The organism is Neorhizobium sp. LMR1-1-1.1 (genome assembly GCF_040675795.1).
GTDB lineage: Bacteria > Pseudomonadota > Alphaproteobacteria > Rhizobiales > Rhizobiaceae > Neorhizobium > Neorhizobium cellulosilyticum.
In genome coordinates this window covers 115,712-133,419 of the sequence record NZ_JBEGHE010000058.1, presented here as the reverse complement: position 1 = coordinate 133,419, position 17,708 = coordinate 115,712, and the positions used below count along the sequence as shown (strand labels likewise).

Genomic DNA, 17,708 nt, shown 5'->3' with positions numbered 1-17,708 from the left:
TTAGCTGTGATAGGCGGATTCGCCGTGTGCAGCGAGGTCGAGACCTTCGCGTTCGGCTTCGACCGGAACGCGCAGGCCGACGATCAGGTCGACAACCTTGTAGAGGATGATCGAGCCGATACCGCACCACAGGATGGTGACGACGACTGCCCAGACCTGGGTCATGAACTGGCCGCCCATCGTGACGCCCTCGGCATAACCGATGCCGCCGAGCGACGAGGATGCGAAGATGCCGGTTGCCAGCGCGCCGAAGAGGCCGCCTGCACCGTGAACGCCGAACACGTCGGCCGTGTCGTCATAACCGAACTTGTTCTTGATGACGGAGACGAAGAAGTAGCAGATCGGCGAAACGAGCAGACCCATGATGATCGCGCCCATCGGACCGGCAATGCCGGCAGCAGGCGTGATGGCGACGAGACCTGCGATCATGCCCGAAACTGCGCCGAGCAGCGAAGCCTTGCCGCGGGTGAAGGTTTCGACGACCGACCAGGAAACGACAGCAGCAGCGGTTGCCAGGAACGTGTTGACGGTTGCGAGCATCGCACCGCCCGAAGCTTCGAGGTTCGAACCGGCATTGAAGCCGAACCAGCCGAGCCACAGCATGGCGGAACCGACCAGCGTCAGCGTCATCGAGTGCGGAGCCATCATGTCCTTGCCGAAGCCGGTACGCTTGCCGACCATGATCGCACCGATGAGGCCTGCAAGACCCGCATTGATGTGAACGACGGTGCCGCCGGCGAAGTCAAGCGCGCCCCAGCCGAAGATCAGGCCGTTTGCGTCCCAGACCATGTGTGCGATCGGGAAGTAGACGAAGGTGACCCAGAGCAGGCAGAAGAGCACGGCAGCCGAGAACTTGATGCGTTCGGCAAACGCGCCGACGATCAGAACCGGCGTCAGGGCCGCAAACGTCATCTGGAATAGCATGAAGATGAATTCCGGAATGACGACGCCATCCGAGAAGGTCGAAGCCGTCGACTCGATCGTGACGCCGGAGAGGAACATCTTGGCCGTACCGCCCCAGAAGGCAGAGGTGCCGCCGCCGAAGGCGAAGGAATAACCGTAGATGACCCAGGCGAGCATGATGGAGGAACCGATCACGGTGCACTGCATCAGCACGGAGAGCATGTTTTTCGAGCGGACGAGACCGCCGTAGAACAGTGCAATGCCCGGCATGATCATGAAGAACACCAGAAGGGTGCAGAGGAACATGAAGGCGGTGTCGCCCTTGTCCGGAACTGGAGCGGCAGCAGCAGCCTCGGCAGCGGGTGCTGCAGCGGTCTGCGCGAAAGCGACAACCGGCGCAAACAGGGCTGCAGCAGCTGCGCCCATGCGTCCGAGGTTGGAAATCTTGGTCAATTGCATGGTTTGAAAACTCCCCTGTAAGCCGTGCTTAGAGCGCTTCGGTATTGGTTTCGCCGGTACGGATGCGCACGGCCTGCTCGATCGAATAGACGAAGATCTTGCCATCCCCGATCTGGCCGGTCTTCGCAGAAGAAGCGATCGCCTCGACAGCCTTCTCGACGAGATCTGCGGAAACCGCGATCTCGATCTTCAGCTTAGGCAGAAAGCTGACGGCGTATTCGGTGCCGCGATAGATTTCGGTGTGTCCCTTCTGGCGTCCGTAACCTTTGACTTCGGTGACGGTCAGGCCTTGGATACCGACAGCCGTGAGTGCTTCGCGCACCTCATCCAGCTTGAACGGCTTGATAATGGCCATCACGATTTTCATCTGGCTTCCCATCCTTTGTTTATTTCGGCCAAAGCCGACTCTCCTCATCACCGGCAGCAAAGCCTGCGACTGAGCATCTACATTCAAAGGGCGTGCCAGTTTCGAACGGCGTTTAAGTTATTGAAAAATAAAGATAGAAATCCGGGGCCTCATAAATGAGGCAAGCGAGCGCCATAAAGACGCCGAATTTCTGTGCATTTTAAATTTTTCGCACAAAAATTACTCATTTGCCTTTTTACGAATCAAACCTTCCTGAGCCACGGACGCCACCAGCACTCCCGAGCGCGTGTAGAGACTGCCGCGCGTCATTCCCCTGCCGCCGGAAGCGCTTGGGCTGTCCTGACTGTAAAGCAGCCAGTCGTCGAACCGGATCGGCCTGTGGAACCACATGGCGTGATCGAGGCTTGCTGCCTGCAGGCGCGGATCGAAAACGGAGGTGCCGTGCGGATAAAGCGAGGCGTCGAGCAGCGTCATATCGGAGAGATAGGCAAGGATGGCGGCCTGCACGCCACGATCGCCGGGCACATCACCGACCGTGCGAACCCAGACATCCTGAAGCGGCTCCAGCTTCTCCGTCGTCAGGTAATGCTTGAGAGACGTAGGGCGAAGCTCAATCGGGCGCGGCCGCTCCCAATAGCGGCGAATGGCTTCCGGCGCCTTGGGCAGGAAAATCCGTTTGAACTCGGCCTCGTCCATCAGCTCCTCCGGTGCCGGCACATCCGGCAGGGCGATCTGATGCTCATAGCCCTCCTCATCCCGCTGGAACGATGAGGACAGGGTGAAGATCGCCCGCCCATGCTGGATCGCCTGTACCTGGCGCGTGGCAAAGCTGCCGCCATCACGAAGCCGCTCCACCTGATAGACGATCGGAACGCTCGGATCGCCAGGACGCACGAAATAGGCATGCAGCGAATGAACGAATCGATCGGCATCGACCGTTCTTTGCGCCGCCACCAGCGCCTGCGCGATCACCTGCCCACCGAACACGCGCTGCCAGCCGATATCCGGGCTCGTGCCGCGATAAAGATTGTGCTCCAGCTGCTCCAGATCGAGCGTCTTGATGAGCTGTTCCATCGGGTTAGGACGCGAACCTGACATTTTTACGAACTCCGGCAATAGGAAGCGACGACCGGATGATCTATATCCACCCCATCAACAACCACAAGACTGACGGGAGCCTGTGAGATGCTGGACATGATGGTGGTCGGAGCGGGATATGTCGGCTTGGCGGCGGCAGTCGCGGTCAAGCAGGCCGCCCCGCACCTCAACATCGAAGTCGTGGAAGCGGCTCCGGCGCATGTATGGGAGAAGGATGAGCGCGCCTCCGCGATCATCACGGCTGCCAGCAAGATGCTCGACGTGCTAGGCGTCTGGGACGATATCCTCGTCCACTCCCAGCCGATCAACCGTATGATCGTCACCGACAGCCGCACCTCCGATCCAGTGCGCCCGGTTTTCCTCACCTTCGACGGCGAGATCGAGGAAGGCAAACCCTTCGCCCACATGGTGCCGAATGTGGAAATGGTGAGGGCACTAAGGGGAGCCGCAGAACGGCTGGGGATCGCCATCCGGCACGGCCTTTCCGCCACCGCGTTCACGACCACGAACACCAGCACGACCGTCACGCTGTCAGACGGCTCCACCATCGAGACCAAGCTGCTCGTCGCCTGCGATGGCGTGCGCTCGAAATTGCGCGACATGGCGGGCATCCGCACCGTCAACTGGCAATACGGACAGTCGGGTATTGTCACGACCGTCGCCCATGAGCGTCCGCATGAAGGCGTGGCCGAAGAACATTTCCTGCCCTCCGGCCCCTTCGCCATCCTCCCCCTGCCGAACAATCGCTCGTCGCTGGTCTGGACGGAACGGACGGAGGATGCCGACCGGCTGATCGCCTCCGATGATCTGATCTTCGAGGACGAATTGCAGCGCCGCTTTGGCCACAAGCTCGGCGAACTGACCGTTGTCGGTGGCCGCAAGGCTTTTCCGCTCGGCCTCACGCTTTCACGCGCCTTCATCGCGCCGCGTTTCGCGCTTGCCGGCGATGCAGCCCACGGCATTCACCCGATCTCCGGCCAGGGCCTCAATCTCGGCTTCAAGGATGTCGCAGCTCTTGCCGAGACCATTGTCGAGGCCGATCGACTGGGTCTGGATATCGGCTCGCTCAACGTACTGGAGCGCTACCAGTCCTGGCGCCGCTTCGACACGTTCCGCATGGGCGTCACCACCGATGTCCTCAACCGGCTATTCTCCAATGACATCACTCCGATCCGCATCGCACGCGATTTCGGCCTCGGCCTCGTCGAGCGCATGCCGAAACTGAAGGATTTCTTCATCACCCAGGCAGCTGGGACAGGCGCAGAGGGAAATCCGAAGCTTCTGGCCGGCGAGCAGATTTGAGTAGCGCAGCGATCACAGGCAAGGCTAACTCCTATTGCCGTCATCCTAGGGCTTGTCCCTAGGATCTAATCACGTCGCAAAAAATCGCAGCCTAGCAGGTCCTCGGGACATCCTCGGGTTAAACCCGAGGACGAGGACGACGAAGAGCGAGAGGAAACGTCAGTCCTCGATCTTCCGCGCTTCGGACACCAGCATGATCGGAATACCGTCACGGATCGGATAGGCGAGACGCGCGCCTTCCGAGACCAGTTCGTTGCGCTCGCGATCCAGCGAAAGCGTGCCCTTTGTCAGCGGGCACACGAGCAGATCGAGCAGCTTCGGATCGACATTGCTGAGCTTTTCGTCCACCACTTAGAGCCTTTCCTGGTTAAATTGAAACGTTCTGTTGGCTCAAACGGAGTCGGATAGTCGTCCGGCCGGCGCGAGTCGTAGCCAAAGCATACGGCCAAGCCGGCCGGACGACTAGGCGGCCCGTTTCAGCCAACCCGAAGGGCCGGACATCTTTCCGCCAGGATCAAAGGCGATCGGCTCGACCGTACCTTCGGGTATGCCCTTCGCCAATCGCCTTTGCCCTGACGAAAACCTGCTCCGGCAGAACGCTTCAATTTAACCAGGAAAGGCTCTGAGGCCTCACTGTAAAATCGTATCGGTATCCGCCAGCCCTCTTGCCAGCATGATTTCCGTGATCGCGATCAGCGTTTCCGCCCGCGTCTTCAGATCCGGCGCTTCCAGCAGCGCCTGCTTTTCCGCCGGACCGAAAGGCGACATCATCGATAGCGAATTGACGAGTGTGCGATTGCCCGCGCGCCCGACACTGTCCCAATCCACTTCCAGCTTGTTGGCGTCGAGATAGGCTCTGAACACCCGCAGCAGCTCGCGCCGGTCGACGGAAGCCTCGTCATCCTCTTCCGAAAGATCGCTCATGAACGGCGCGAACCGGAACATTCGATAGGGCTGACTATCGCCTGCTTCGTCCAGCAGCCGGAAACGGCACACACCGCTGAGCGAAAGGATATAGCGCCCGTCGCCGGTCTCGGCGAAAGAAGTGATACGCCCCAGGCATCCGACGGAGGAAAGCGCTGGCCGCAACGGATCGGACGCATCCGATGGCTCCAGCAGGGAAGGCTGCACAACGCCGATCAACCGGTCGCCGGCAAGGGCCGCATCGAACATGGCAAGATAACGCGGTTCAAAGATATTCAGCGGAAGCTGGCCGCCCGGAAGCAAAAGCGCTCCAGTCAGCGGAAACACCGGCATGACTTCCGGCAGATCTTCACGTTTTACGTACCGCGCGTTTCCCACATGCATCGGTTCGGCACCTCCCGCAGACTGCTCCTGATTACAGGTTTATAACCCGATATCTGGGGCTCCAACCGCCGATCGCAAGACCGGCGGCAGTGGATAACGTATTGTTTAGGAAAAGAGGATGGACGAAAGACGGCGACGGGCTGCAATCGTCGCGGGATCCTTCGGACCCCAAACCTCGAAGAACTGCAAAAGTTCCCGACGCGCGCCGTCATCGTCAAAAGTCCGGTCCTTGCGCATGATCGTCAGAAGATGGTCGGCCGCCTGTTCACGCTCGCCTTGAACGTTGAGGATTTTCGCAAGCTTCATCCGCGCCGCATGGTCGTCCGGATTGGCTTCCAGTTCGCGCATCAGCGCCACGGGATCGCCGAGCTTGCGGGCTTCGATGATCTGGTCGAGTTTCTTGGAAACCGCCTGGATCGCCGGATCGGCCGCCATCTCTTCAGGCAGCGATTGGAGCATCTGGCCGACACGTTCCGTTTCGCCCATGGCGATCAGGCACTGCATCATGCCGGCGGCAGCCTGGGCGTTTTCCGGATCGGCCTGCAGCACGGCACTATAAAGCTGCGCTGCTCCCTCGATGTCACTCGCGGCAAGCAGGCCATCCGCTTCACCGAGGATCGCCTCGATCTCGGCTGCCTGATCGGCACCGGCCGGGCCTGCAACCTTGTCGATGAACTCGTTGACCTGGCTTTCAGGAACCGCACCCATGAAACCGTCGACCGGACGGCCGTCGACGAAAGCAATGACCGCGGGGATCGACTGGATGCCGAGTTGGCCGGCGATCGACGGATGATCGTCGATATTCATCTTGACCAGCTTGACGCGCCCCTGGGCTTCGTTGACCGCCTTCTCGAGCACCGGAGTTAATTGCTTGCACGGACCGCACCAGGGCGCCCAGAAATCGACAAGAACCGGCTGGCGGCGCGATTCGTCCAGAACATCCTTGGCAAAGCCGGCCGTCGTGGTGTCGCTCACGTAACCACCTGCTGCCGTGGCTTCAGGCGCGGGGCTGGCAGCGGGCGAACCGAAGCTTGCCGTCTGGCTGCCGTATCCGCCGCCATAGGATCCGGCGCCGTAAGATCCAGCGTAGGGATTATCGTTGCCGCTCATGGATGTTCTCCCGGGAAATCAGGGTGTGAACCCTTTTAATTGTCTGCCCGAAACATCGTATGTCAGTCTGTAACTTTCAAGACAAGCGGCGTGTGACCGGTCGCCTCCAGAAAACGGATGAGATCGTTTCGTCCAATTGATGTCGTCGCATCATTGGAAAGCGGATGGCCGTTGATGATCTCGTGTTTCATCAGGTCTTCATCCAGCACAAAGGTGACATTCCTGTCCGTGTCGCAAAACGCGCCGAACACCGTCACCGAACCCGGCACGACGCCGAGATATTCGAGCATCATCTCCGGTCTACCGAACGAGACACGGCTCGACGCGCCGATGACCTTGTGAACCGTCTTGAGATCCACCACCGCATGCTCCTCGACCGTCAGGACGAAATACTGGTCCTTCTTGTCCTTCACGAACAGGTTCTTGGTGTGCCCGCCGGGAATCTGATCTCTCAGCTCCTGCGATTCGGCCACGGTGAAAACCGGCTCGTGCTGTTTCGTTGTGTGGGAAATGTCGAGACTGTCGAGAAAAGCGAACAGATCGGCGGCTGTCTTTGGCATATTTTCGGTCACATCCGGGATCGGGATTAGCGAGAGATGCGGACTATAAAGATAAGCCCGTCCACCTCCAAGCCATTCTCCACATAATCACCGAAAGCCAAAACCCCTGCAAAGCAAGGGACTTAGCGGAAAATGAAAAAATCTTTGCCCGGATCGTCATTTCTCTGTTGCATTTGAAAATCGTCTGGGCCATATAGCGCCTCGTCGGCGGCAACGAGCCACTGACCAGCCGGTTCCGAACTACCACACGGACCGACGGATTGATGAGCGGGTGTAGCTCAGTGGTAGAGCACAACCTTGCCAAGGTTGGGGTCGAGGGTTCGAACCCCTTCGCCCGCTCCAGTCCCTCCCAGGAAAAAGCAATCAGGCTGATGAAGCGTCGGATCAAACCTGACGCATAGCATTTTCTTGTAGATCCAGCCGTTTTTGATCTTTTCTCTGACCCGCCTCTGGAAAATCTTTTCGAGATTGACGATTGACTTATTCGCCCAAAGCAGAACAAACTGGGAACGAACAAGGATATCCAAATGGCCCACGCGGAAAAATTTATCGTCCTGCAATTCAAGAAGAACCGTGGCAATATCGTGCCGGGCGAAATGCGTCAGGCGTCAAACGCAGTATCTGCAGAAAAGATTGCCGCTGCCATGGCATCGCGTGTCGTGGGTGTAGCTGCTTATGCAGTGATGGTCGATGAGGAAACCGGCGACATGGCATCACCGCGTCTCATTGCCCAACACGGTGAGACGGCTGATATCGCCGCCTAATTCGCCGGGACACTGTGTGCTGCCCGCAAACAGGGAGCGCAACGCGGCTGAAAGCGGCTAACGGTCTTGCGGTGAACCGAGCAGGCGACACGCCCCTATTTCAGTTTCACAAGAAGCCGCCCCACCGCCTCAACTCTTCGAAAACACGTAATCCGTTTCCTGACGCAGCACTTCGCCTGGACGTAAGACCGCGTTCGGGAAATTCGCATGATTGACGGCATCCGGCCAGACCTGCGTTTCCAGGCACAGGCCGGCATAGTTTCCGTATCTACGGCCATCGAAGCCCGGCACCGGCACATTGACCATCACACCGGCATAAAACTGCACGCCCGGCTCGGTGGTCCTCACTTCCATTGAGACACCCGAATAAAGGCTGCGCACCAGCGCCACAGAGCGTTTGGCAACACGCTCGTTCGACAGGCAGTAATTGTGGTCAAACGGCACCTGGCGACCATCCTCGAGCGCACGCCGCACCGGCCCCATCTGCCTGAGATCAAAGGGCGATCCGGTCAGGTCATTGAGCTTGCCGGTCGGAACCAGCCTTGCATCGACATCCGTTATCCTGTCGGCGGCAATCATGATCTCGTGGCCGAAAATGTCTTCGCGGCCGTCGAGATTGAAATAGGAGTGCTGACAGACATTGGCAGGCGTCGGCTGGTCCGACAGGCTTTCATAGACGACCGAGAGCACGCCATCCGCCTTCAACCGGTAGGTCGCGGTCACCGTGCAATTGCCGGGATAACCCGCGCGCCCATCGGCATCGGTAATCGAAAGCACCACCCTGTCGAACTGATGTTCGACAATCGTCCAGTTGCGCTTTCCCATGCCGTCCGAGCCGCCATGCAGATGCGTGACACCGCGCTCGTTCAGTTCGAGCTGGTAATCGCGGCCATCGATCGAGAATTTTCCATCGCCGATCCGGTTGGCGCAACGGCCAGGCGTGGCACCGAAATAGGGTGAATATGCCGGATAGGAGGCGAAGTCGTCGAAACCAAGCACCAAAGGCGCATCATGCCCTTCAAGGCGCAGGTCCTGAATGACCGCACCCCAGGTCATTACATTGGCAGTCAGCCCGCCGCCGCTGATCTGGACGCGATAGACGGGCTCCCCGTCCTGCGTGGTGCCGAACACCTCGAATGCCTGCCCTGCCATGAGTTTCCTCCGCCGTTTTTATCGGCGGCAAACTGCGCGATTTGGCAAGGTCCCGCAATGGGAAACGGCGACGCGCGGCGTCTTTTCCCGACGCCGCCCCAGAAGCCACACCAAGCGCCTATTCGGTGCCAATCTTGTCCATGTCGTAATGGGTCGTCTGGTACATCTCGTTGATCCAGTTTCCGAATAGAAGATGCGCATGACTGCGCCACCGGTTCTGCGGCGTCAGCGTATCGTCGTTATGCGGAAAATAGTCATGCGGCATCTTGATCGGGATACCGGCATTCACGTCGCGAAAATATTCGTCCGCCAGCGAGGTGGAATCATATTCGACGTGGTTGAACATGTAGAGACGGTTACCTTTCTTCTCATGCACGAGGCAAAGGCCCATCTCGTCGGATTCCATCAGGATTTCCAGATCGGACTTCTTCTCGACATCCTCGCGACGCACCTCTGTCCAACGTGACACCGGCACCTGGAAATCATCGGAAAAGCCGTTGAGATAAACCGAGGCCGGCGCGAGATTGCGGTGACGGTAAACGCCGAAAGCCTTTTCAGTGAGTGCATGTTTCGGCACGTCGTGAAAATGGTAGATCGCCGCCATCGCGCCCCAGCAGACATTCATCGTCGAATGCACATTGGTCGTCGTCCAGTCAAAAATCTGGCGCATCTCGTCCCAATAGCTCACATCCTCGTAGTCCATCTGCTCCACCGGCGCGCCGGTGATGATGAACCCGTCGAACTTGCGGTCCTTCACCTCTTCCCAGGTGTGATAGAAGGAGAGCAGATGTTCCTCGGACGTATTCTTCGCCTTGTGCGTGCCGAGCCTTATCAGCGAAAACTCCACCTGCAGCGGCGAAGCGCCGACCAGGCGCGCCATCTGCACCTCGGTCTTGATCTTGTTCGGCATAAGGTTGAGAAGTCCGATCTGCAGCGGACGAATGTCCTGGCGCACGGCGACCGTTTCGGTCATGACGCGCACGCCCTCGGAAACGAGGGTGGTAAACGCTGGAAGCGTATCGGGAATCTTGATCGGCATAGTAAGGCCCCACAAACAAAAAGCCGGCAACGAAAAATCGCAACCGGCCCGTGGGAAGTGAAGTCTAACTTCTCGCGGCCCTTTAGCGACTTTTTTAACGTGGCTGCAAGCCGGCCGGCCAAATCACCACGGAAGTTCGGTTTATCAGATAATCCTTGCGAGAGCCTCCGTCAATGGGAGCAAATTTGACCTGACGCCACCATGGCGCGACCGAAATAGGCATATGCACTGTTTCCCTTCCGCTACCCTTTGCGCTATGGGCAATGCCCATGGCCAATTCGACCTTCACAATCCTGCTTGGCGGCAATCTTGTCGTCACCGATCGCGTCAGACATGCGATCGCGGGAAGCCGTGTGATTGCCGCAGATAGTGGCATGCGCCACGCGGCCGGGCTTGGTGTGATACCGGAACTCTGGGTCGGCGACTTCGACTCTTCCGACGAAGACCTGATCGCCCGTTTTCCCGAGGTGGAGCGAAAGACTTATCCACTGGCTAAGAACGAGACCGATGGCGAGATTGCCACGGCCGAGGCGATCGAACGCGGCGCAAAGCGTCTGATCCTGATCGGCGCACTTGGCGGCGAGCGTTCCGACCACGCGCTGCAGCATCTTCTGCTTGCCATGAGCCTTGCCGAACGCGGCTTCGACATACTTCTCGCCTCGGGTGATGAAGAGGCCATTCCCTTTCTGCCGGGCAAAAAAGCGATCGACCTCCCCAAGGACGCGCTGTTTTCCGTCCTCGGCTTTTCCGCCCTGTCGGGCCTCGACATTTTGGGCGCAAGATATCCCTTAAAGGATTTCTCGCTGCCTTTCGGTTCATCCCGCACGGTTTCGAATGTTGCGGAAGGGCCGGTCGAATTCCATCTAAAGAGCGGCAAGGCGATGATCCTTGCCCGTCCCCACGATTTTTCCGGAGCATAAACGGTCCTCATGGCACCTCCCATTCTCAAGCTTGACGACATCTTCCTGAGCTTCGGCGGCGCGCCGTTGCTGAACGGCGCAGGCCTGCAGGTGGAACCGGGTGACCGCATCTGCCTCGTCGGCCGCAACGGCTCTGGCAAGTCGACACTTATGAAGATCGCGGCCGGCATGGTCGAGGCGCAGTCGGGCGAAGTTTTCCGTCATCCATCTGCGACGATCCGTTATCTCGAACAGGCTCCCGATTTCGCCGGGTATTCGACCGTGCAGGCCTATGCCGAAGCGGGCCTCGGTCCGGGCGACGATCCCTATCGTGTCACCTATCTGCTCGAACATCTGGGCCTGACCGGCGAAGAAGATCCGAACCGGCTGTCCGGCGGCGAAGCGCGCCGTGCAGCACTTGCCCGTGTCATGGCACCGGAACCCGATATCCTTCTGCTCGACGAACCGACCAACCATCTCGACCTGCCGACCATCGAATGGCTGGAAGACGAGTTGCGCAAGACGCGCAGCGCACTTGTCGTCATCAGCCACGACCGTCGTTTTCTTGAAAAGGTCTCCAACGCCACGGTCTGGATCGATCGCGGCACCGCCCGAAGGCTGTCTCGCGGCTTCGGCCATTTCGAAGCCTGGCGTGATCAGGTTCTCGAAGAGGAAGAGATCGAACAGCACAAGCTCGGCAAGGCGATCGAGCGCGAAGAGCACTGGATGCGCTACGGCGTTACCGCACGACGCAAGCGCAACATGCGCCGTGTTGGCGAATTGCAGGCAATGCGCGCCGCCTATCGCGGCCATAACGGACCGCAGGGCAGCGTTCAGGCCTCGGTTGCCGAGGGTCGCGAGTCCGGCAAGCTGGTCGTTGAAGCCGAAAACATCACAAAGGCATACGAGGAGCGCACAATCGTGGCGCCCTTCTCCATCCGCGTGCATCGCGGTGACCGCATCGGTCTGGTCGGCCCGAACGGCGCCGGCAAGACAACGCTCCTGAAGATGCTGACCGGCCAGCTGGAGCCCGACAGCGGCTGGGTCAAGCTCGGCACGAACCTGGAAATCGCAACCCTCGACCAGAAGCGCGAGGACCTCGATCCCGAGGATACCCTGTCCCATTATCTGACCGATGGTCGCGGCGAGACCCTGCTGGTCAACGGCGAACAGCGCCATGTTGCCGGTTACATGAAGGATTTCCTGTTCCAGCCTGAACAGATCCGCACGCCGATCAAGAACCTGTCGGGTGGCGAGCGCGCCCGTCTGATGCTGGCCCGCATGCTGGCAAGGCCTTCGAACCTCTTGATCCTCGACGAACCGACCAATGATCTCGACATCGAGACGCTGGACCTGCTGCAGGAAATCGTCGCTGGCTATAACGGCACCGTCATCCTCGTCAGCCACGACCGTGACTTCCTCGACCGGACCGTGACCTCGACTATCGCCCCGGCCACCCCGGATGCGCCCGATGGCCGCTGGATCGAATATGCCGGCGGCTACACCGACATGCTGGCGCAGCGCAAGGGCGCGCAGGAAGAGCGGAAAAAGGCGGAGAAAGCAGCCGAAAAGCCGAAGGCCGAAAACGCAGCCTCTTCCTCCGACGCACCCAGAGCCAAGGGAAAGCTCTCCTACAAGCAGAAGTTCGCGCTGGAGAATATTCCCAAGGAAATGGAAAAGGCCGAAGCCGAGATCGCTCTGCGAGAAAAGAAGATGGCCGATCCCAACCTCTTCACCAAGGACCCGGCAAGCTTCAACAAGTTGGCTGCCGAGATGGAAAAGCTGCGCGAAAAGCTGACCCAAATGGAGGAGGAATGGCTGGAGCTGGAAATGTTGCGCGAGGAAATCGAGGGTTGAGCACGATGCGACAGGCATCCGAAAATTAAATATTTGTTAGCCTTAACAAATATTTAATCAAGAAAATCAGTGTCTCGCCCCGGAACAATCCAGACATTCATCGCGTTTGGTGCGTGTCAGGTTGCTAAAACATGCAACTGGCAAAACCGAGATGAACTCTGGAGATGTCCAATGCTGACAAGTGTATCGCGTCGTCGGCTGGCAAATGAGGCGATGAATCAGCGCGTATTGATTATCGAGGATGAGTTTCTGATTGCGCTCGACGTGGCCGACACGATCGAGAACATGGGCCTGAAGGTGGTGGGGCTGGCGAATGCCCGCAAGCATGCACTTTCGCTCGCAGCCCATGCGGATATCGCGCTCGTCGATGTCAATCTCGCCGATGGCCGGACGGGACCGGAAATCGGCCGCGAACTTGCCGAACAATATGGCCTCACGGTCGTATTCATGACCGGCAATCCGGAAGATATCGCGGATGGCGTAGAAGGAACACTCGGCGTTCTGACTAAACCCGTCATGCCTGAAGTAGTCGAACAGACGATCGGTTATGCGATCGCCAACCGCCTCGGCGGCATGGCCATCGTTCCCCGCGAACTCAAGGTTTTTCGCGGAAACGCAAACTGAGTCAAAATTCCGGCATGGACTTGTCGAATCCGTGCCGCATCTTTCGTCCTTGGAGGAAGGGCGCCAGCTGATGGCGTCCATAATCAAGGAGGAATCGCGACATGCGGATGATTTTCGTGAACCTGCCGGTGGCGGATCTTCAGGCTTCAACGGCGTTTTACACGGCGCTGGGCTTCAACAAGAACCCCGATTTTTCCGATGACACCGCAAGTTGCATGGTCGTCAGCGAGCAGATCTACGTGATGCTTCTCACCCACGACAAGTTCCGCATGTTCATCAATGGCGATATCTCCGACGCCAGGAAGACGAAAGAGGTGCTGAACTGCCTTTCCGCATCGAGCCGCGACGAGGTTGACGGCTTCAAGGCAAAGGCGCTTGCCGCAGGAGGTGGCGAATGGAAGCCGAACATGGAAATGGGCCCTATGTACGGCTGCAGCTTCCAGGACCTCGACGGCCATGTCTGGGAAGTCATGTATATGGACATGTCCGGTGGGTGATCCACTGGCAATTGCGGCTCACCGATAAAAGCCCCCTCCCAACCATCCCCACAAGGGGGAGGGCTAACCTCGACGTGTCGCTTATGCCCGATTGGAAACAAGCGGGTGCGGCGGTTTTTTGTCCCCCTTTTTGGCGGAGATGGCCGGCAGGCCAGAGGGGAATTTTCATGAAGAGAACGATTGTGTTGCCCCTCTTGCCAGCATGAAGCGAGACCGGTAAATCTTTGCACGCTCTAACGGGGTGCCCTGCGTCTGCTGGGCTGAGAGGCGAAACGCCAACCCGCGGAACCTGATCCGGCTAACACCGGCGGAGGGATTAGACGGCTCGCAACCAGCGCCTATTCCCCACATCGACATTTTGAGGAGGCGCTGATGCGCGGGATTTCGAATTTTCTTCTGGCCGCCACGGCCATGCTTTTTACCCCTTTTGCTGCTGAAGCTCAGGACAAGACGCTCACCGTCTATACCTATGAGAGCTTCACCTCCGACTGGGGTCCCGGCCCGAAGATCAAGGCCGAGTTTGAAAAGACCTGCGCCTGCACCGTCAATTTCGTCGGCGTTGCCGATGGCGTGGCGCTTCTCACCCGTCTAAAGCTGGAAGGTACGGGATCGGAAGCCGATATCGCGCTCGGCCTCGATACCAGCCTGATCTCCGAAGCCAAAGCCACCGGCCTTTTCGAGGCGAACGGCGTCGATGCAGGCGCCGTCAAGGTTCCCGGCAATTATGCAGACGACACGTTCATTCCCTATGACTACGGCCACTTCGCCGTCATCTACGATACGCAAACGATCAAGAACCCGCCGAAGAGCCTCAAAGATCTGATCGAGGGGGACGCTTCGCAGAAGATCGCCATTCAGGACCCGCGCACCTCGACGCCGGGTCTCGGCCTTCTGCTCTGGGTAAAGTCCGTCTATGGCGACAAGGCGCCGGAAGCCTGGGCGAAACTCAGGGACCGGGTTCTGACCGTCACTCCCGGCTGGTCGGAAGCTTATGGCCTGTTCACCAAGGGCGAAGTGCCGATGGTGCTCTCCTATACAACCTCGCCGGCCTATCACATGGTCGAGGAAAAAAACGACCGCTATCAGGCCGCAAGTTTTTCGGACGGCCATTACATCCAGATCGAAGTCGCCGGCATGCTGAAACACGCCCGGGATAAGGATCTGGCGAAAAGCTTCCTGACGTTTCTGATATCGCCGGCCGCACAGGATATCATTCCGACCACCAATTGGATGATGCCAGCCGCCGCCGCCCCGCTGCCTGAGGCTTTCGACAAGCTTGTAAAGCCGGAAAAGACGCTGCTGATCGGCTCCGACGAGGTTGCGAAGAACCGTCAGGCTTGGATCGACGAATGGCTGACCGCCATGAGCAAGAAGTGACATGTCGAAACGGGCGGAATATCGCATTTGCTGACGACTGCTGAAAGACGACGCGGCATCGTTGCTGGCCTTGTCGTGCTTGCCGCCGTCATAGTCTTTGTCGGCACGGCGATCGCGACGCTGCTGGCCTGGGATGGCGATCAATCGGCATCCCGGCTTTTCACCGCCTATACCTGGAGCATTCTGCGCTTCACGCTTTGGCAGGCGGCCCTGTCGACCTTGCTGTCGGTTGCCTTCGCCATTCCGGTAGCGCTGGCACTGGCTCGCCGCCCCCGCTTTGCAGGCAGAGCCTGGATTCTTCGCCTCATGGCCTTGCCCATGGGCCTACCGGCACTCGTCGGCGCGCTCGGCCTCCTCGGCGTCTGGGGCAGGCAAGGAGTTTTGAACGGCTGGCTTACTGCCGCCGGACTGGAACACCCGGTCAGCGTCTACGGCCTTTCCGGCATTCTGCTTGCCCACACTTTCTTCAATATCCCGCTTGCCGTGCGCCTGCTGCTTGCCGTACTTGAGCGACTGCCGGCGGAGTACTGGCTTCTGTCGGCCAGCCTCGGCATGAAACCGCTCTCGATCTTCCGCTTTGTCGAATGGCCGGCGCTCGCGCGTGTCGTGCCAGGCGTCGCGGGGCTGATCTTCATGCTCTGCGCCACCAGCTTCACGCTAGTCCTCGTGCTCGGCGGCGGCCCGGCTGCAACCACGCTGGAAGTGGCGATCTACCATGCCCTGCGCTTCGATTTCGACCCGCCCCGCGCGGTCGCACTCGCCTTTCTGCAGATTGCCCTCACCGCAGCCGTGATCGGCCTCATCGCGTTTCTGCCGGCGGCAACCGATACGGTCTGGACCGCAGGCCGAAAGGTCTTGCGCCTCGACGGGCGCTCATCCGCATCCCGCCTGTGGGATGGCCTCATCATTGCTGTCGCCGTCATCTTCGTCGCCTCGCCGCTCTTCTCGGTTTTGGTCGCTGGCCTTCGTGCGGATCTCTGGAAACTCGTCAACGGACCACGCTTCATTCAGGCAGCCACGACAAGCCTTGTGATCGCCGTAACCGCCGCAGTGATCGCCGTCTCCGCATCGCTCGCCATCATCACGGCGCGGCAGGCGATCAGGGACCGGCGTGATCCCAATATTGCTGCACGGCTTCTATCGACCTCGCTCGCCGGCACATCCTCGCTTGTGCTCGTCGTCCCGCCAATCATTCTCGGCACCGGCTGGTTTTTGGTGCTTCGGCAATTCGGCAATGTCGCAGCGTTCGCCCCCTTTCTCGTCGCCTTCATCAATGCTCTGATGGCATTGCCCTTCGCCGTGCGGGTGCTCGAACCGGCACTGGATGACCACCACCATCAGACCGCCCGGCTGGCCACCTCACTCGGCATCAGCGGCCCTGCCAAGTGGCGGCTAATCGATCTCCCCGTCCTGACACGCCCGATACTCACCGCCCTCTCCTTCGCTATGGCACTTTCCCTCGGCGATCTCGGTGCGGTTGCCCTGTTCGGCTCCAGCGAGCTCGTCACCCTGCCCTGGCTGGTCTACAGCACGCTATCGAGTTACAGAACAAATGATGCGGATGGGCTGGCGCTGATCCTCGGCGTGATCTGCCTTGCCCTGACCATACTCGGCACCGCGGGCAAAAAGGAAAACGCGAATGCATGACGGCATCGTCCTCGACAAGGTCGCGCTGACGCTCGGCAAGACGAGTTTCGCTTTCGATTGCCGCATCGAACCGGGCGCAGTCACCGCGATCGCCGGCCCGTCGGGCGCAGGAAAATCGACGCTGCTCAATCTGATTGCCGGTTTCGAACGTCCGCAATCAGGCCACATCCTTATCGCCGGAATCGACCAGACCTTGAGCCACCCGTCGGAAAGACCGGTCTCGGTAGTCTTCCAGGATCACAACCTCTTCGCCCATCTCGACATCTTCACCAACGTCGCGCTTGGCCTCAACCCGTCTTTGCGGCTTTCCCCGCAAGACAGGGACCGCGCCGAAAACGCCTTGGTGCGTGTTGGTCTTGCCGGATTCGGCAAGCGCATGCCGGGCTCGCTATCGGGAGGAGAAAAACAGCGGGCAGCATTTGCCCGGGCTTTGCTGCGCAACAAGCCGGTGCTCCTGCTGGACGAACCCTTCGCAGCGCTAGACACCGATCTGCGTCTGCAAATGTCCGCCCTTCTTCTTGACCTGCATAAGGAAAATGCAAATACCGTGGTCATGATAACCCATGACCGCGAGGAAATTGCCCGCATTGCAGATCGCATCCTGCATGTCGAAAAGGGGCAGATCGCTACCGACGAAGCAAAGGCGGATTACCTTTCGCGATTTGCCGCACCCGTTTCGGCCCTATCCGGCACTGTGTGAACGAAAGTCATCAAGCGTGCATGGGCACCGCCACAATTTGGACGT

Annotated in this window: 18 protein-coding genes, 1 tRNA gene and 2 riboswitches; of the genes, 10 read left to right on the top strand and 9 right to left on the bottom strand. The window is 59.2% G+C overall.

Annotation, left to right across the window (positions count from 1 at the left end):
* The 3 genes from MRBLMR1_RS25845 to tesB form a co-directional block, all read right to left on the bottom strand.
* Positions 1 to 1,362 carry an ammonium transporter gene (locus MRBLMR1_RS25845; protein ID WP_148147774.1) on the bottom strand — a complete coding sequence of 454 codons (1,362 nt, stop codon included), beginning with the start codon at positions 1,360 to 1,362 and terminating at the stop codon, positions 1 to 3.
* Between the two features lie 28 nt (positions 1,363 to 1,390).
* The gene (locus MRBLMR1_RS25840) at positions 1,391 to 1,741 is read right to left on the bottom strand and encodes a P-II family nitrogen regulator (RefSeq protein WP_183686359.1); all 351 of its coding nucleotides are present in this window, start codon (positions 1,739 to 1,741) and stop codon (positions 1,391 to 1,393) included.
* A 207-nt stretch (positions 1,742 to 1,948) separates the two neighbouring features.
* A complete protein-coding gene (tesB, locus tag MRBLMR1_RS25835) occupies positions 1,949 to 2,827 on the bottom strand; it encodes an acyl-CoA thioesterase II (protein WP_500066940.1) in 879 nt (292 codons plus the stop codon).
* 87 nt (positions 2,828 to 2,914) lie between these two features.
* Between tesB and MRBLMR1_RS25830 the strand changes: the two genes are divergently transcribed.
* A complete protein-coding gene (locus MRBLMR1_RS25830) occupies positions 2,915 to 4,129 on the top strand; it encodes a ubiquinone biosynthesis hydroxylase (protein WP_148147772.1) in 1,215 nt (404 codons plus the stop codon).
* Between the two features lie 159 nt (positions 4,130 to 4,288).
* Here MRBLMR1_RS25830 and MRBLMR1_RS25825 read toward each other — a convergent pair whose 3' ends face one another.
* From MRBLMR1_RS25825 to MRBLMR1_RS25810, 4 genes are all read right to left on the bottom strand, one after another.
* Entirely contained in the window at positions 4,289 to 4,477 is a 189-nt protein-coding gene (locus MRBLMR1_RS25825; protein ID WP_112505770.1) for a Trm112 family protein, read from the bottom strand.
* A 282-nt stretch (positions 4,478 to 4,759) separates the two neighbouring features.
* Positions 4,760 to 5,437 (bottom strand): LON peptidase substrate-binding domain-containing protein, encoded by a 678-nt coding sequence (locus MRBLMR1_RS25820; RefSeq protein WP_148147771.1) that lies wholly within the window; start codon positions 5,435 to 5,437, stop codon positions 4,760 to 4,762.
* A gap of 105 nt (positions 5,438 to 5,542) precedes the next feature.
* Positions 5,543 to 6,547 carry a thioredoxin gene (gene trxA, locus MRBLMR1_RS25815; protein WP_148147770.1) on the bottom strand — a complete coding sequence of 335 codons (1,005 nt, stop codon included), beginning with the start codon at positions 6,545 to 6,547 and terminating at the stop codon, positions 5,543 to 5,545.
* A 62-nt stretch (positions 6,548 to 6,609) separates the two neighbouring features.
* Positions 6,610 to 7,119 (bottom strand): prolyl-tRNA synthetase associated domain-containing protein, encoded by a 510-nt coding sequence (locus MRBLMR1_RS25810; RefSeq protein ID WP_148147769.1) that lies wholly within the window; start codon positions 7,117 to 7,119, stop codon positions 6,610 to 6,612.
* 255 nt (positions 7,120 to 7,374) lie between these two features.
* On the opposite strand from MRBLMR1_RS25810, the gene MRBLMR1_RS25805 reads away from it, so the two are divergent.
* Positions 7,375 to 7,449, top strand: a tRNA-Gly gene (locus MRBLMR1_RS25805).
* A gap of 185 nt (positions 7,450 to 7,634) precedes the next feature.
* Positions 7,635 to 7,871 (top strand): hypothetical protein, encoded by a 237-nt coding sequence (locus MRBLMR1_RS25800; RefSeq protein WP_148147768.1) that lies wholly within the window; start codon positions 7,635 to 7,637, stop codon positions 7,869 to 7,871.
* A 129-nt stretch (positions 7,872 to 8,000) separates the two neighbouring features.
* Here the strand turns inward: MRBLMR1_RS25800 and MRBLMR1_RS25795 are convergent, their stop codons facing one another.
* Positions 8,001 to 9,023 (bottom strand): aldose epimerase family protein, encoded by a 1,023-nt coding sequence (locus tag MRBLMR1_RS25795; protein WP_148147767.1) that lies wholly within the window; start codon positions 9,021 to 9,023, stop codon positions 8,001 to 8,003.
* Between the two features lie 118 nt (positions 9,024 to 9,141).
* A complete protein-coding gene (metA, locus tag MRBLMR1_RS25790) occupies positions 9,142 to 10,062 on the bottom strand; it encodes a homoserine O-acetyltransferase MetA (RefSeq protein WP_148147766.1) in 921 nt (306 codons plus the stop codon).
* 62 nt (positions 10,063 to 10,124) lie between these two features.
* Positions 10,125 to 10,202, bottom strand: a riboswitch (SAM riboswitch).
* A 123-nt stretch (positions 10,203 to 10,325) separates the two neighbouring features.
* Here metA and MRBLMR1_RS25785 point away from each other — a divergent pair.
* The 7 genes from MRBLMR1_RS25785 to MRBLMR1_RS25755 all read left to right on the top strand — a co-directional run bounded on the left by MRBLMR1_RS25785 (position 10,326) and on the right by MRBLMR1_RS25755 (position 17,663).
* Complete coding sequence (locus MRBLMR1_RS25785; protein ID WP_148147765.1) at positions 10,326 to 10,982, top strand: thiamine diphosphokinase; 657 nt, start codon at positions 10,326 to 10,328, stop codon at positions 10,980 to 10,982.
* Between the two features lie 9 nt (positions 10,983 to 10,991).
* On the top strand, positions 10,992 to 12,818 hold the full coding sequence (locus tag MRBLMR1_RS25780; protein WP_148147764.1) for an ABC-F family ATP-binding cassette domain-containing protein: 1,827 nt from the start codon (positions 10,992 to 10,994) through the stop codon (positions 12,816 to 12,818).
* A 171-nt stretch (positions 12,819 to 12,989) separates the two neighbouring features.
* On the top strand, positions 12,990 to 13,442 hold the full coding sequence (locus MRBLMR1_RS25775; RefSeq protein ID WP_148147763.1) for a response regulator: 453 nt from the start codon (positions 12,990 to 12,992) through the stop codon (positions 13,440 to 13,442).
* Positions 13,443 to 13,543: 101 nt separating this feature from the next.
* Complete coding sequence (locus tag MRBLMR1_RS25770) at positions 13,544 to 13,939, top strand: VOC family protein (protein WP_148147762.1); 396 nt, start codon at positions 13,544 to 13,546, stop codon at positions 13,937 to 13,939.
* A 227-nt stretch (positions 13,940 to 14,166) separates the two neighbouring features.
* A riboswitch (TPP riboswitch) is annotated at positions 14,167 to 14,272 on the top strand.
* Positions 14,273 to 14,311: 39 nt separating this feature from the next.
* Complete coding sequence (gene thiB, locus MRBLMR1_RS25765) at positions 14,312 to 15,316, top strand: thiamine ABC transporter substrate binding subunit (RefSeq protein ID WP_148147761.1); 1,005 nt, start codon at positions 14,312 to 14,314, stop codon at positions 15,314 to 15,316.
* A gap of 27 nt (positions 15,317 to 15,343) precedes the next feature.
* On the top strand, positions 15,344 to 16,963 hold the full coding sequence (thiP, locus tag MRBLMR1_RS25760) for a thiamine/thiamine pyrophosphate ABC transporter permease ThiP (protein WP_148147760.1): 1,620 nt from the start codon (positions 15,344 to 15,346) through the stop codon (positions 16,961 to 16,963).
* Positions 16,956 to 17,663, top strand: coding sequence for a thiamine ABC transporter ATP-binding protein (locus MRBLMR1_RS25755; RefSeq protein WP_148147759.1), 708 nt, complete (start codon positions 16,956 to 16,958; stop codon positions 17,661 to 17,663). The genes thiP and MRBLMR1_RS25755 overlap by 8 nt, the downstream gene beginning before the upstream one ends.
* Positions 17,664 to 17,708 lie beyond the last annotated feature (45 nt).

Excerpts from the sequence above, each read along its gene's own strand:
- trxA (WP_148147770.1), bottom strand. The coding sequence starts at position 6,547 with ATGAGCGGCAACGATAATCCCTACGCTGGATCTTACGGCGCCGGATCC.
- MRBLMR1_RS25770 (WP_148147762.1), top strand. The coding sequence starts at position 13,544 with ATGCGGATGATTTTCGTGAACCTGCCGGTGGCGGATCTTCAGGCTTCA.
- MRBLMR1_RS25830 (WP_148147772.1), top strand. The coding sequence starts at position 2,915 with ATGCTGGACATGATGGTGGTCGGAGCGGGATATGTCGGCTTGGCGGCG.
- MRBLMR1_RS25775 (WP_148147763.1), top strand. The coding sequence starts at position 12,990 with ATGCTGACAAGTGTATCGCGTCGTCGGCTGGCAAATGAGGCGATGAAT.
- MRBLMR1_RS25780 (WP_148147764.1), top strand. The coding sequence starts at position 10,992 with ATGGCACCTCCCATTCTCAAGCTTGACGACATCTTCCTGAGCTTCGGC.
- MRBLMR1_RS25795 (WP_148147767.1), bottom strand. The coding sequence starts at position 9,023 with ATGGCAGGGCAGGCATTCGAGGTGTTCGGCACCACGCAGGACGGGGAG.
- MRBLMR1_RS25800 (WP_148147768.1), top strand. The coding sequence starts at position 7,635 with ATGGCCCACGCGGAAAAATTTATCGTCCTGCAATTCAAGAAGAACCGT.
- MRBLMR1_RS25785 (WP_148147765.1), top strand. The coding sequence starts at position 10,326 with ATGCCCATGGCCAATTCGACCTTCACAATCCTGCTTGGCGGCAATCTT.
- MRBLMR1_RS25845 (WP_148147774.1), bottom strand. The coding sequence starts at position 1,362 with ATGCAATTGACCAAGATTTCCAACCTCGGACGCATGGGCGCAGCTGCT.
- MRBLMR1_RS25840 (WP_183686359.1), bottom strand. The coding sequence starts at position 1,741 with ATGGGAAGCCAGATGAAAATCGTGATGGCCATTATCAAGCCGTTCAAG.
- thiB (WP_148147761.1), top strand. The coding sequence starts at position 14,312 with ATGCGCGGGATTTCGAATTTTCTTCTGGCCGCCACGGCCATGCTTTTT.
- MRBLMR1_RS25820 (WP_148147771.1), bottom strand. The coding sequence starts at position 5,437 with ATGCATGTGGGAAACGCGCGGTACGTAAAACGTGAAGATCTGCCGGAA.
- MRBLMR1_RS25755 (WP_148147759.1), top strand. The coding sequence starts at position 16,956 with ATGCATGACGGCATCGTCCTCGACAAGGTCGCGCTGACGCTCGGCAAG.
- metA (WP_148147766.1), bottom strand. The coding sequence starts at position 10,062 with ATGCCGATCAAGATTCCCGATACGCTTCCAGCGTTTACCACCCTCGTT.
- tesB (WP_500066940.1), bottom strand. The coding sequence starts at position 2,827 with ATGTCAGGTTCGCGTCCTAACCCGATGGAACAGCTCATCAAGACGCTC.